The 12,890-nt window shown below is 46.8% G+C and carries 10 protein-coding genes and 2 pseudogenes; 8 read left to right on the top strand and 4 right to left on the bottom strand.

The window, feature by feature from the left end:
- Positions 1–4: 4 nt before the first annotated feature.
- From cysG to D791_RS08690, 4 genes are read right to left on the bottom strand one after another with little or no spacing between them, the layout of a single operon-like run.
- Positions 5–1,414, bottom strand: coding sequence for a siroheme synthase CysG (cysG, locus tag D791_RS08705; protein ID WP_036510401.1), 1,410 nt, complete (start codon positions 1,412–1,414; stop codon positions 5–7).
- 55 nt (positions 1,415–1,469) lie between these two features.
- Positions 1,470–2,201, bottom strand: coding sequence for a phosphoadenylyl-sulfate reductase (locus tag D791_RS08700; RefSeq protein WP_036510398.1), 732 nt, complete (start codon positions 2,199–2,201; stop codon positions 1,470–1,472).
- Positions 2,202–2,214: 13 nt separating this feature from the next.
- Entirely contained in the window at positions 2,215–2,700 is a 486-nt protein-coding gene (locus D791_RS08695) for a DUF934 domain-containing protein (RefSeq protein ID WP_036510395.1), read from the bottom strand.
- Positions 2,684–4,342 carry a nitrite/sulfite reductase gene (locus tag D791_RS08690; RefSeq protein ID WP_036510392.1) on the bottom strand — a complete coding sequence of 553 codons (1,659 nt, stop codon included), beginning with the start codon at positions 4,340–4,342 and terminating at the stop codon, positions 2,684–2,686. The genes D791_RS08695 and D791_RS08690 overlap by 17 nt, the downstream gene beginning before the upstream one ends.
- A gap of 475 nt (positions 4,343–4,817) precedes the next feature.
- Here D791_RS08690 and cysD point away from each other — a divergent pair, with 475 nt between their 5' ends.
- From cysD to D791_RS08650, 8 genes and pseudogenes are all read left to right on the top strand, one after another.
- The gene (gene cysD / locus D791_RS08685; protein ID WP_036510389.1) at positions 4,818–5,735 is read left to right on the top strand and encodes a sulfate adenylyltransferase subunit CysD; all 918 of its coding nucleotides are present in this window, start codon (positions 4,818–4,820) and stop codon (positions 5,733–5,735) included.
- A 12-nt stretch (positions 5,736–5,747) separates the two neighbouring features.
- Positions 5,748–7,415, top strand: a complete 1,668-nt coding sequence (cysN, locus tag D791_RS08680) for a sulfate adenylyltransferase subunit CysN (RefSeq protein ID WP_036510386.1) — start codon at positions 5,748–5,750, stop codon at positions 7,413–7,415.
- A 168-nt stretch (positions 7,416–7,583) separates the two neighbouring features.
- On the top strand, positions 7,584–8,165 hold the full coding sequence (gene rsxA / locus D791_RS08675) for an electron transport complex subunit RsxA (RefSeq protein WP_036510382.1): 582 nt from the start codon (positions 7,584–7,586) through the stop codon (positions 8,163–8,165).
- Between the two features lie 12 nt (positions 8,166–8,177).
- A complete protein-coding gene (gene rsxB / locus D791_RS08670) occupies positions 8,178–8,777 on the top strand; it encodes an electron transport complex subunit RsxB (RefSeq protein WP_036510379.1) in 600 nt (199 codons plus the stop codon).
- The gene (gene rsxC / locus D791_RS08665; RefSeq protein ID WP_051514360.1) at positions 8,774–10,477 is read left to right on the top strand and encodes an electron transport complex subunit RsxC; all 1,704 of its coding nucleotides are present in this window, start codon (positions 8,774–8,776) and stop codon (positions 10,475–10,477) included. Before rsxB ends, rsxC begins: the two co-directional genes overlap by 4 nt.
- A pseudogene (gene rsxD, locus D791_RS08660) lies at positions 10,477–11,534 on the top strand (electron transport complex subunit RsxD). The gene rsxC and the pseudogene rsxD overlap by 1 nt, the downstream one beginning before the upstream one ends.
- Complete coding sequence (gene rsxG, locus D791_RS08655) at positions 11,534–12,187, top strand: electron transport complex subunit RsxG (protein WP_036510377.1); 654 nt, start codon at positions 11,534–11,536, stop codon at positions 12,185–12,187. Before rsxD ends, rsxG begins: the two are co-directional and overlap by 1 nt.
- Positions 12,177–12,883, top strand: a pseudogene (locus tag D791_RS08650) (electron transport complex subunit E). Before rsxG ends, D791_RS08650 begins: the two are co-directional and overlap by 11 nt.
- Positions 12,884–12,890 lie beyond the last annotated feature (7 nt).

The following is a 12,890-nucleotide window of genomic DNA, read 5'->3' as shown; positions in this document are numbered from 1 at the left end:
ATGATTAGTTAACCTGTGGCCCCACAAGCGCTTGCTGGCCAAACCAAGCAAGCTTTTCTTGGAGCGACACCACTTCTCCAACAATAATAATGGCGGGCGCTTCTAACTGAGCTTGATTTTGTCGTTCAACAATATTTGACAGAACCCCTGTCAGCACTTTTTGCTGGACTGAAGTCCCTTGAGAAACAATCGCAATTGGAGTGTTTTCAGGCTTACCATGACTTAGCAAGCCACTGACCAACACGTCTAGCGTATGCAGCCCCATATAAAAAACAATTGTTTGATTTGGCTGAATCAACTCTTCAAAATTCAGATCGCTTGTTCGGTTTTTTAATTGACCTGTCACAAACTTAACCGATTGCGCATAGTTTCGGTGCGTTAGGGGTATACCGCCATAGGTTGAACACGCACTTGCGGCCGTAATCCCCGGCACCACTTGAAAAGGAATTCCTGCAGCTTTTAACTCTTCTAACTCTTCACCGCCTCGACCGAAGATAAACGGATCTCCACCCTTCAAGCGCACAACCCGCTTTCCGGCACGGGCATGCTCAATCAGGAGCTTGTTAATATCTTGCTGAGGCACCGCATGGTGATCTCGCTTCTTGCCTACATAAATTAAGTCGGCGTCACGGCGACACATTTCGAGCACTTCAGCTGACACCAAGCGATCGTAAAGGACAATATCGGCCTGCTGCATGAGCCGCAATGCTTTAAACGTCAAAAGCTCTGGATCGCCTGGGCCTGCACCCACCAAGTAAACCTCACCCACTTGACTGTCAGGGTTCCCCGCTTCAATTTGTGCCAACAAGAGTGCTTCGGCCTCAGCATCCTGCCCTGCAAACACACGCTCAGCCACTTGACCATTCAACACTTTTTCCCAAAAAACACGGCGCTCATTGACGGAGTTAAAACGTGCTTTGACCTTGTCACGCAAACGCCCAACCAACTGACCTAAACGACTAAAGCTCACCGGAATTTGACTTTCTAGTTTTGAGCGCAATAAGCGCGCCAATACTGGAGACTGCCCCCCTGAGCTAATCCCGATAACAATCGGTGAACGATCGACAATCGCTGGAAAAATAAATGTACAGAGTGGTGGATTATCAACAACATTAACGGGCACATTCGCCGCCACCGCATCGTGATATACCTGCTCATTCAACTGCTCGTCATCGGTTGCCGCGAGCACCAGGGTTTTGCCAAGAATCAAACCCGACACATACTCACCAATAATGATTTGCCCGTGCGATTCCTCTAGCAAAGCTTGCAATTCAGGATGGACATCTAAAGATACCACCGTAATTTGAGCACCAGCTCTTATCAGCAATCGCGCTTTACGCAACGCAACATCTCCCCCTCCGACAAGCAAAACTTGACGACCCTTGAGATCAAAGAAAAGAGGTAGATATTCCATGATTAAGATCCTAGATCGAGGTTATCAGCTCACGAATACGAGCTGATAACAAATTTTATCTGGGTTTTAGAGGTATTAATGAGGAGGCGGCTGCATGCAACCCACACTCTCTGTTTTCTGGATTTTCCCACCACCAACGCCCCGCACGCAAGTCCTCACCTACCGAGATTGCGCGGGTACAGGGTGCACAACCGATACTTGGGTAATGACGATCATGCAATTCATTGTAGGGAACCTCAAAGAAACGCAAGTACGCCCATACCTCGGACTCTTTCCAATCAGCTAGCGGATTAAGCTTTTGAAGCCCATTTCCAGCATCCCACTCCGAAAACTCCACTGCATCACGGGTAACCGACTGTTCCCGACGCAAACCGGTAATCCACGCCTTACGTCCTTTAAGCGCCCGCGCTAGGGGCTCAAGCTTACGCACAGCGCAGCATTGTTTGCGGAGTGCTTGCGACTCGTAAAAACCATTAATTCCAGACTCACGAACATAGGCTTCTACTGAGGCGGCATCAGGATAAAAAACATCGACTTTTGACGCAACGTAACGCTTGGTCATCGTCGCCAACAAGGTTAAGGTCTCTTCTGGAAGACGCCCTGTGTCTAGCACAAACTGAGGTATCGATAATGCATGGCGATCAATGAGGTCGGCCAGCAACATATCTTCAGCACCTAAACTATTGGCCAGCACAAGACTGCCGTCGTAAAGCGAGCTTGCTTCTTGAAGACGGGCGACAACCGAATCGACTTTACTTTGTAACTCTGGCGTTAAGCTATCAGTCACACTTCACCCCATCTCATTGATGATAAATCGGGCGCGGGTCATCCGCACACCCCTGATAATGAACGCTGATTTCAGAGAAGGCATGCAAAGCCTCATCGGAGTAGATCTCATCTGCTATCAAGAAAGCATTAAACCCACAACGCTCAAGGTACCCCAAACGGTCTCGCCCAACATCACCGACCGCACGCAACTCACCCGTATAACCCACTCGACGCAGTTGACGCGCTAAACTAAATCCACGTCCATCACGAAACACAGGAAATTCAATGGCAATTAAAGAAAGCTTGGAAAGCCAAGGTACAATCTGCCCAACCTCGACATCCCCAGTCACCTGTACACCCAACTGCTTTGGACTCAAAGCATCAGCCGCTTCAATGTATTCAAATGGAACCAATAGAAGCTCATGACCCGATGCTTGTTCAATAAAATCAGCTCCGTCCTCAGGACTCACCAACACCCAAGAATCTTGAACCCTTTCCCGATTAATGATCAGCGGCATAGACTTTCTCCTTAAAAGGGGTTAAACCAACACGGCGAACGGTGTCTAAAAAGCGCTCTTCTTCAGTACGCTGTTCAATATATGTCTCTAGTATCTTGCGCAAGACGGAGGGCACTTCATCTGCAGCAACCGATTTACCCAGTACTTTACCCAAGGATGCATCCTCACGGCCAGAACCACCCAGTGTAATTTGGTACCAGTCCTCACCTTTTTTGTCGACACCTAAAATACCGATATGTCCAACATGATGATGACCACAGGCATTAATGCAGCCTGACATATTTAACTGAATATCACCGAGATCATACAAATAATCTAAATTTTCAAATTCAGCATTGATGGCATCAGAGATGTTTAATGTTTTAGCATTGGCCAAAGAGCAGAAATCAAAACCTGGACACACAATCATATCCGTTAGGGTATTAATGTTTGCTCTGGCAAGATTATGCTCAGACAAAACCTTCCATACAGCATACAGATCCGCTTGGCGAACTTCGGCTAACACTAAGTTTTGATCATGCGTTGAGCGGATTTCTGAAAAGCTGTAACGATCCGCCAAATCAGCAACGACATCCATTTGTAAATCGGTGATATCGCCTGGCGGGCCAAGCAAAGGCTTGAGTGACACCACAACACAGCGATAGCCAGCAACCTTGTGTGCCCGAGTATTACGTTCAAACCAAACTCGGAAATCTGCATCGGCCTCTAATTGTTGATCTAAGCTAACATCGTCTTTTGCACTTGGTTCATACGCATGAGGCGTAAAGAAACCTTTAACGCGTGCAATTTCCTCAGCCGTTAACTTTAATTCGGTATCGCGAGTGTATTGCCATTCAGCTTCAACAAGATCTCTGAAGGTATCAATACCTAATGCTTCAACTAAAATTTTGATGCGTGCTTTATATTTGTTATCACGACGACCTTTAAGGTTGTACACACGTAAGATCGCATCGAGATAGGATAACAAATCTTCTTTTGGCAAGAACTCGCGTATCACTTTTCCTATAACAGGCGTGCGACCGAGCCCCCCGCCCACTAAGACTTCAAAACCGACTTCACCCTCAGCGTTCTGCACCAAATGCAGTCCAATGTCATGCACCTGACTCGCTGCCCTGTCTTCTTTTGAACCAGTGACCGCAATCTTAAATTTACGAGGCAGGTAAGCAAACTCGGGATGCAAGGTTGACCATTGACGAATAATCTCACACCAAGGTCTTGGATCTTCAAGCTCATTTTCGGCAACGCCCGCAAAATGGTCAGTCGTGGTATTGCGTATGCAATTACCCGATGTTTGAATGGCATGCATCTGCACAGTAGCCAACTCTGCTAGGATATCGGGCACTTCTTCAAGCTTGGGCCAATTAAACTGAATATTGGTGCGTGTCGTAAAATGACCGTAACCTTTATCGTACTTACGAGCAATATGCGCCAGCATACGCATTTGCTCAGCCGACATTAATCCGTAAGGAATCGCCACTCGCAACATCGGCGCTTGGCGCTGTATATAAAGACCATTCATTAAACGCAAAGCTAAAAACTCATCAGCCGATAACTCGCCCGCCAAGTAGCGGCGCGTCTGATCCCTGAACTGTTCTACGCGTTCATGAACGATCTGTTGATCGACCTGATTATACTGATACATGATTACACATTTCCTCTGACACCCGTATTCATTGACAGGCTTTCAAATGAGCAGACAGTTGCGCAGTGTACTCTGAAAGCAATATAACTTTAAATAATAATTATGAATTTTATTAGATCATTTAGTAGTTAGCAGCCAACTCTTATAAAACAGCAGGCCTTATAAAACAGCAGGCCTTATAAAACAGCAGGCCTTATAAAACAGCAGGTCTTATAAAATAGTAGCTAATGGCTAGCGACCAACTCTCGAGCAGTTCAACAGCCCACTCTCTCGCCAACCACCCTCACCGACCAAAACCCTTTGCGATCATACAGCGATGAACAAGGCTTGACATACAAACAACGCGCATATCAAAGCACTTGATATTACTTAAAGATATATAAAAATATCTATTTATTCTTTTTTATTTTATCCAACTTACACCATAATCGCACACTTCTAATACCCGTTTTTTAACCAAGGGAAGAGTCTTGCTATGCCAGCATTACCTGAATACCGACTAACTCACCTCAAACAACTTGAGGCTGAGAGCATTCACATCATCCGAGAAGTGGCCGCTGAGTTTGACAACCCTGTCATGCTTTATTCCATCGGTAAAGATTCTTCTGTCATGCTTCATTTAGCACGCAAAGCATTTTACCCCGGCAACCCACCTTTTCCATTACTGCACGTCGACACAACGTGGAAATTTCGTGAGATGATTCAATTTCGCGACAAAATGGCAAAAGAAGCCGGTATGGACTTAATTGTTCACATCAACCCTGAAGGTGTTGAGATGGGTATCAGCCCATTTGTGCATGGCTCTAAAAAGCACACCGACATTATGAAAACTCAAAGCCTTAAACAAGCACTAAATCAGTACAAGTTTGATGCAGCCTTTGGCGGAGCGCGTCGTGATGAAGAAAAATCACGTGCAAAAGAGAGAATCTTCTCATTTCGCGACAAAAACCACCGTTGGGACCCCAAAAACCAACGTCCCGAACTTTGGAATATTTTTAATACCCGCGTTGATAAAGGTGAGAGCATTCGCGTCTTCCCTCTGTCCAATTGGACCGAACTCGATATCTGGCAATACATTTACTTAGAAAAAATTGACATCGTTCCTTTGTACTACTCGGCGGTACGACCCGTTGTTGACCGCGATGGCATGCTGATAATGGTTGACGATGACCGTATGCCACTTAATCCAAATGAAACGCCCATGATGAAATCCGTGCGCTTCCGAACACTCGGTTGCTACCCACTGACCGGGGCCGTTGAGTCAGAAGCCGACTCACTGGAGGAAATCATTCAAGAAATGCTTCTAGCGACAACGTCCGAGCGTCAAGGCAGAGCAATTGACCATGATGGCGCTGGGTCAATGGAGCAAAAGAAAATGGAAGGCTACTTCTAAGAGGATTATGAAATGAGTCATCAAAGCGATTTAATTGCCACCGATATCAAGCACTACCTTCATCAGCATGAAAACAAAGAACTGCTCAGACTGCTCACTTGCGGAAGTGTGGACGATGGCAAGTCAACCCTAATAGGACGCTTGCTTCACGACTCCAAAATGATCTACGAAGATCAACTGGCGGCCATTACGCACGACAGCAAAAAAGTAGGCACCACGGGCGAAGCCATCGACTTAGCCCTACTGGTCGACGGTTTGCAAGCAGAGCGAGAGCAAGGCATCACCATTGACGTTGCTTACCGTTACTTCTCCACGTCTAAGCGTAAGTTCATTATTGCGGACACACCTGGCCACGAGCAATACACGCGTAACATGGCAACTGGCGCATCCACTTGCGACCTCGCCATTATTTTGATTGATGCGCGCCACGGTGTTCAAGTGCAAACGCGCCGTCATAGCTTTATCGTTTCGTTGCTGGGTATTCGTCACACCATTGTTGCCATTAACAAAATGGACTTAGTGGATTACAGCGAAGAACGCTTCAACGAAATCAAAGCGGATTATTTAGCTTTTGCCAAAGATCTAAACCTGCCGGATATCCACTTCGCCCCCATATCTGCGTTAAACGGTGATAACGTGGTCAACCCGTCAGAGCACATGCCTTGGTATACAGGTGAGCCATTGATGGCGCAACTGGAGTCCATTGAGATCGCACAGGATCAAAACTTTGCTGAGTTGCGTTTTCCTGTCCAGTATGTCAACCGCCCAAATCTGAACTTCCGTGGCTACTGCGGAACCCTAACCTCAGGCGTGGTGCGTGTCGGTGATGAACTCGCTGTTTTACCCTCTGGCAAAACCAGCCGAGTCAAATCCATAGTGACTTGGGATGGCGAGTTATCAGAGGCCTTTGCACCCATGGCTGTGACCCTGACTCTAGAAGATGAGATCGATATCTCCAGAGGCGACTTATTAGTCCTCGCAGACAACGCCCCTAAGGCGCGTCAAGCGTTTAGTGCACACTTGGTCTGGATGGATGAAACACCTCTTAATACGCTGAAAGACTATGAGGTCAAACTGGCAACTCGTCGCCAAACGGGCAAAGTGACTCGCATACATCATAAAATCAATGTAAACACCATGGTTCACTCCCCTGCAGCAGGGCTTGAGCTCAATGAGATTGCCAAGGTTGAAGTTCAGCTTGAACAAAGCACAGTAGCTGACGATTATCGTCAGCACAAAGGAACAGGCTCTTTTATTCTAGTCGACAGATTGACTCATCGCACTGTTGCGGCAGGTATGATTCTCTCTTCAGACAACGAAAACCCTGAGTTTAACCTCACGCACACGCGCACACTCACGCCTGAGTTGTGGAGCCAGCGTTTAGGACAATCAGCTCAGCTGATTCAGCTGAACAGCCAAAGTAAAGAGGCCGCTCAGAGTGTACTCTTCACATTGGAAAAAGCGCTTTTTGAGCGCGGGCACTTTGTGTATCTACTGGACGCAGACACACACCCTGCCTCCCCAGAGGCCATAAAACTTCTGGCATCATCTCTGCTTGAAACAGGTTTCATTGTTTTAACCAACATTGACATACCACTTGATCAAGCCACCACTCTTACACTCGATTCGGACAGTCCGTTAGAAACTCAAGTAACGAACATCTTACAATTGATTGTGTGATTTAAATCCGTATCAGGGATGAGTTGGCCTCCTTGATACGGTATAATCTGCCAGCAAACGCAATAAAGCCTGCGTAAAATCAATGCATCGACTTGGTAAAACGTTACTATTGATTTGATACAAACATCACACTTTACTTCTCGACTTTCGGATTAGCTGATAACCACTATGACTGATTTTTTGCTTATCTTGATTAGCACAGTGTTAGTCAATAACTTTGTATTGGTGCAATTCTTGGGCTTATGTCCATTCATGGGTGTCTCAAATAAGCTTGAAACAGCCATGGGCATGTCACTTGCAACCACCTTCGTCCTGACCTTAGCATCTGTTTGCAGTTACCTAGTGTATCAATACCTGCTAATGCCCTTTGATCTTGTTTATTTACGCACAATTTCGTTTATTCTCGTCATCGCAGTGGTTGTGCAATTTACTGAAATGGTTGTCCACAAAACCAGCCCTTTACTCCATAAGCTACTCGGTATTTTCTTGCCTCTCATTACAACCAACTGTGCCGTTCTGGGCGTTGCGCTGCTCAACATTCAAAAGCAAAACGACTTCATTCAATCAATTGCATATGGCTTTGGAGCGGCCGTCGGCTTTTCTCTTGCCTTGGTTTTATTCTCTGCCATGCGCGAACGTATTGCGGTTGCTGATGTGCCTGTCACTTTCCGAGGTGCGGCAATCGGTATGGTCACCGCAGGTCTAATGTCCCTCGCTTTCATGGGCTTCACTGGCTTGGTCAAATTTTAAGGCAGACACACGATGAGCTCTATACTTATAGCAATAGTGGTTTTATTAGTCTTAGCCTCCGTTTTTGGCATTATTTTGGGTTTTGCAGCAGTTCGCTTCCGTGTGGAAGGCGACCCAATTGTCGAACAAATCGATGCTCTACTCCCTCAAACACAATGCGGTCAATGCGGCTACCCAGGCTGCAAGCCCTATGCACAAGCCATTGCCGATGGAGATGCAATCAACAAATGCCCACCTGGCGGCCAAAGCACCATTGATGCCTTGGCCGACTTACTGGATGTAGACGCCATTCCTCTCGATGCTGAGCATGGAGAAGAAAAGCCCAAAACAGTCGCCTACATCCGTGAAGATGAATGCATAGGTTGCACAAAGTGCATTCAAGCCTGCCCTGTCGATGCGATTTTGGGTGCTGCCAAACAAATGCACACGGTGATTGTCAGTGAATGCACAGGGTGCGATCTCTGTGTAGAACCTTGCCCTGTCGACTGCATTGATATGATTCCTTTACCCGTCACACCTGCCAACTGGAAGTGGCCAGCTCCGGTCTCAGATCCATCCCTTATTCTGACAGACAGAGGTCGCGGTCAACTTCTTCAGGGAGCAAGCCAATGAGCCGGATTTTCAGCTTTCATGGTGGCATCCATCCACCCGAAAATAAAAAACAATCGTTAGGCGCTGATATACGCTTAGCCCCTATACCGACTCAGCTCATTTTGCCCTTACAGCAACACATTGGAAAAGCCGCTCTTCCGTGTGTAACAATAGGTGAGCGCGTGCTCAAGGGCCAAAAAATCGCAGAAGCAAATGGACGAATCAGCAGTTCACTCCACGCGCCAAGCTCAGGCATCGTCACCTACATCGGCCCTCAACCCGTCCCGCACGCCTCGGGTCTGGAGTCAGACTGTATTGTCATTGATACCGATGGCTTGGACGAATGGACCGCCTTATCGCCGATTCTGGACTATCAATCCATGAATAAAATGGATTTGATTAATCACATTCGAGACTTAGGCATTGCAGGACTGGGTGGAGCCGGATTTCCAACCGATGTAAAACTGCATTTAGGTGATGATCACATCGTCAACACTCTAATCATTAATGCGGCCGAGTGCGAACCGTATATTACCGCTGACGATGCTCTGATGAGAGAACGCAGTGATGAGGTTTTAGCAGGGATTGAAATTATTGCGCACCTTCTCAAGCCAAGCCATATCCTGATCGGCATTGAAGACAATAAGCCTCAAGCAATAAAAGCACTTGACCACGTCCTGCGCACATCAACATTAAATATCGACATCTGCGTTGTACCGACGAAATACCCATCCGGTGGCGAAAAACAACTTATTCAACTACTCACAGGAATTGAAGTTCCTTCAGGCTCAATTCCGGCCGACATAGGTATTGTCTGCCAGAACGTAGGCACCACTGCAGCAATTTACCGAGCGGTTTTTAAAGGCGAACCTTTAATTTCGCGCGTGGTCACTCTCACGGGATATGCGCTCGGGCATCGTCAAAATTATGAGGCCCTGATTGGTACACCGTTTACGACACTGCTTGAGGCCGCTGAAGTCAACCGCAAGGCTCTATTTCGACTTGTAATGGGTGGCCCGATGATGGGCATTAGCGTTAATGATGAACGCATACCTGTCATCAAGACGACCAATTGCATCATTGCGGCAACTAAAGATGAAATGCCACCCGCTCAACCAGCACAACCCTGTATACGCTGTGGCATGTGTGAGCAGGTTTGCCCAGCCTCACTTCTCCCCCAACAGCTCTTCTGGTTTGCTCAGGGGCGTGAGTTCGAGAAAGCCAAACATCACAATTTATTTGACTGCATTGAATGTGGCGCCTGCGCCTATGTTTGCCCAAGCAACATTCCATTGGTTCAACATTATCGTTTTGCAAAATCTGAGATACGTACTGAAGAATTTGAACAACAAAAAGCCTCCCATGCACGCATTCGCTTTGAAGCCAGACAAGCTCGCCTAGAACGAGAAGCAGCCGAAAAAGAGTTACGAAGAAAAGAGCGAGCAGAGGCCGCGGCAAAACAGCAAGCCGAACGTAAACTTGCCGAGGCAGCACCGAAAGAAGTGAGTACTGATGAGGAAAAAGCGACTCAACTTAAGCAGCTTAAAACAGCAGCATCCGTTGCCCGAACAAAACTGAAAAAAGCGAATGACGCCTTAAAAAATGCGCGAGAAAAAGGCTTAGAAGGAATAGATAAGTTGGAAGCAACCATTTTGCTGCTGGAACAAAAAGCCAATGAGGCACAACAAGACTGGATAGACGCTGGCGGGGAGCAAAACTAATGGCACTGATCCATTTAAGCTCCCCCCATGTCTCCAAAGCTAACTCAACCGCTCGCGTCATGCGACTCGTATTGCTGGCAACGTTCCCAGCAATATTGGCGCTCACGTTCTTTTTTGGTTGGGGAAGCTTAATACAGATTTTTTTAGCCTGTACGTTTGCACTCATTTTTGAAGCCTGTGCTTTATATTTACGACAACGTTCATTACGCTTTTTTCTTAGTGATGGCAGCGCATTGGTAACGGCGCTCCTGCTCGCGCTTGCCATCCCACCCATGGCACCTTGGTGGATAACAGCCGTTGGGATGTTCAGTGCAATTGTTATTGCCAAACACTTGTATGGTGGGTTGGGACAAAATCCGTTTAACCCTGCCATGGTCGCATACGCACTGCTATTAATTTCATTTCCAGTCGAAATGACACAATGGAATGCCCCTTTTGTGCTAATAGGTGATTCTTGGCAAGCGCTACCTAGCCTCTCACAAACACTTGCTATTATCTTTAACTCGTCTCAGGCACTAGCACTGGATGCGTATACTGGCGCAACCCCTTTAGAAGTGTTAAAGCATAAAGGCAGCCTCACGACCGAAGAAATTTGGCGCTCCTCCGATGTTCTCAACCAGGGTGTGTTTGCATGGTACGGCGTCAGCGCTGCGTGGTTGATGGGTGGAATTTTTCTTATTTATCGAAAAATTATGACGTGGCACGCCCCCTTGTCCATGCTCGTAACGTTATTTATCCTAGCCAGCCTGTTTTACGGTGGCGATCCCTCAAACTTTGCAGATCCCTTTGTGCACCTTGGTGTAGGCGCAACGATGATGGGAGCCTTTTTTATCGCCACAGATCCGGTCTCAGGTGCAACCAGCAATAAAGGTAAAGTCGTCTTTGGCATTGGCTCGGTATTTTAATTTATGTCATTCGAACTTGGGGCAACTACCCTGATGCAGTGGCATTTGCTGTATTATTAATGAATCTATCCGCGCCTTTTATCGATCAATACACTCAGCCACGTAGCTATGGTCATAAACACTCTTCACCCACTCGCGGAGGTCATCGCTAATGGATTTACGCCATAGCATTCGCAAAAGCGTTCTGGGCATCTCAATTTTTGCAGCGGTAACGGCTGGACTGATTGCAACCACACACGTGTTAACGCGGGATAGAATCGAGACCAATCACCAAGAGCACCAAGCACGCGCTTTGTACGAAATCATTCCACGGCATGTTGATGAAAATTTACATTTAAATACGTGGGAAATGAACTTACCTGAGTTAGGTGCCTCCAATCCTGTTATCGTTTTTAGAGCCATTGAGGATCAAGAGGTTAAGGCCGTGATTATTCCAGTCATTGCTCAGGATGGCTACAGTGGTGATATCGAAATGCTGGTCGGCATCTGGCAAGATGGTCGCACAGCAGGTGTTCGTGTTTTGTCACACAAAGAAACACCCGGACTTGGAGATAAAATCGAACTGGCAAAATCGAACTGGATTCTTGATTTTGACGATGCGCAGTACCAAGTTCAGGAAGCCTATCGCTGGAATGTTCGAAAAGATGGCGGTGATTTCGATCAATTTACCGGAGCCACCATCACACCAAGAGCCGTTGTTCGTATGGTTTCGCGCACGCTACAAACCTTCGAACAACGACGTATCGATTTTTTATCCTTGCCTACTCAAGACACCCAATTAAGCGAGACTCGCAATGGCAACTGACTTGAACAAAATTGTTAAAGATGGACTCTGGACAAACAACCCAGCGTTAGTGCAACTCTTAGGCCTATGCCCTTTACTTGCCGTTACAGGGACAGTCGTGAATGCAATTGGCTTAGGAATTGCAAGCATTGTCGTACTGATTGGCTCCAACTTAACGGTCTCAGCCTTTCGTAATCAGGTTCCTGAGTCTGTTCGTTTACCTATATTCGTCATGATCATCGCCGCTTTTGTAACGGCAATCGAGCTGCTGATGCAAGCCTTTACCTATGAGCTGTATCTGATCTTGGGAATTTTCATACCATTAATCGTCACCAACTGCGCCATCATGGGTCGAGCCGATGCCTTCGCCTCAAAAAATACCATCCTTGACTCTACAGTTGATGGATTAATGATGGGGGTCGCTTCACACTTGTACTAATTTTACTGGGGGCCATGCGTGAAGCCATTGCTTTTGGTACACTCTTTAGCAACATGCATCTCATCTTCGGTGACATAGCACGAAACTGGCAAATAACTCTAATTGAAGAGTATCGCGGCTTCCTCTTTGCAGCCTTGCCGCCAGGTGCATTTGTCGGGCTTGGCTTACTAATCGCTTTGAAGAATAAAATTGATTTGCATATAAAAAATCGCGCAATTACGGCGCAAAGTCTCGAAACTACTTCAGCCGGTTCTAAGCGAGTGCGAATAACAGGCTGATCTTGGA

The sequence above is a fragment of the Nitrincola nitratireducens genome (genome assembly GCF_000585235.1).
GTDB lineage: Bacteria > Pseudomonadota > Gammaproteobacteria > Pseudomonadales > Balneatricaceae > Nitrincola > Nitrincola alkalisediminis.
Note: the sequence above shows the minus strand (reverse complement) of the source record. Positions and strands in the feature narration are given on the sequence as shown.

Coding starts and splice junctions, on each gene's coding strand:
- D791_RS08695 (WP_036510395.1), bottom strand. CDS start 2,700: ATGCCGCTGATCATTAATCGGGAAAGGGTTCAAGATTCTTGGGTGTTG.
- cysD (WP_036510389.1), top strand. CDS start 4,818: ATGCCAGCATTACCTGAATACCGACTAACTCACCTCAAACAACTTGAG.
- rsxG (WP_036510377.1), top strand. CDS start 11,534: ATGGATTTACGCCATAGCATTCGCAAAAGCGTTCTGGGCATCTCAATT.
- cysN (WP_036510386.1), top strand. CDS start 5,748: ATGAGTCATCAAAGCGATTTAATTGCCACCGATATCAAGCACTACCTT.
- D791_RS08690 (WP_036510392.1), bottom strand. CDS start 4,342: ATGTATCAGTATAATCAGGTCGATCAACAGATCGTTCATGAACGCGTA.
- rsxB (WP_036510379.1), top strand. CDS start 8,178: ATGAGCTCTATACTTATAGCAATAGTGGTTTTATTAGTCTTAGCCTCC.
- rsxC (WP_051514360.1), top strand. CDS start 8,774: ATGAGCCGGATTTTCAGCTTTCATGGTGGCATCCATCCACCCGAAAAT.
- rsxA (WP_036510382.1), top strand. CDS start 7,584: ATGACTGATTTTTTGCTTATCTTGATTAGCACAGTGTTAGTCAATAAC.
- cysG (WP_036510401.1), bottom strand. CDS start 1,414: ATGGAATATCTACCTCTTTTCTTTGATCTCAAGGGTCGTCAAGTTTTG.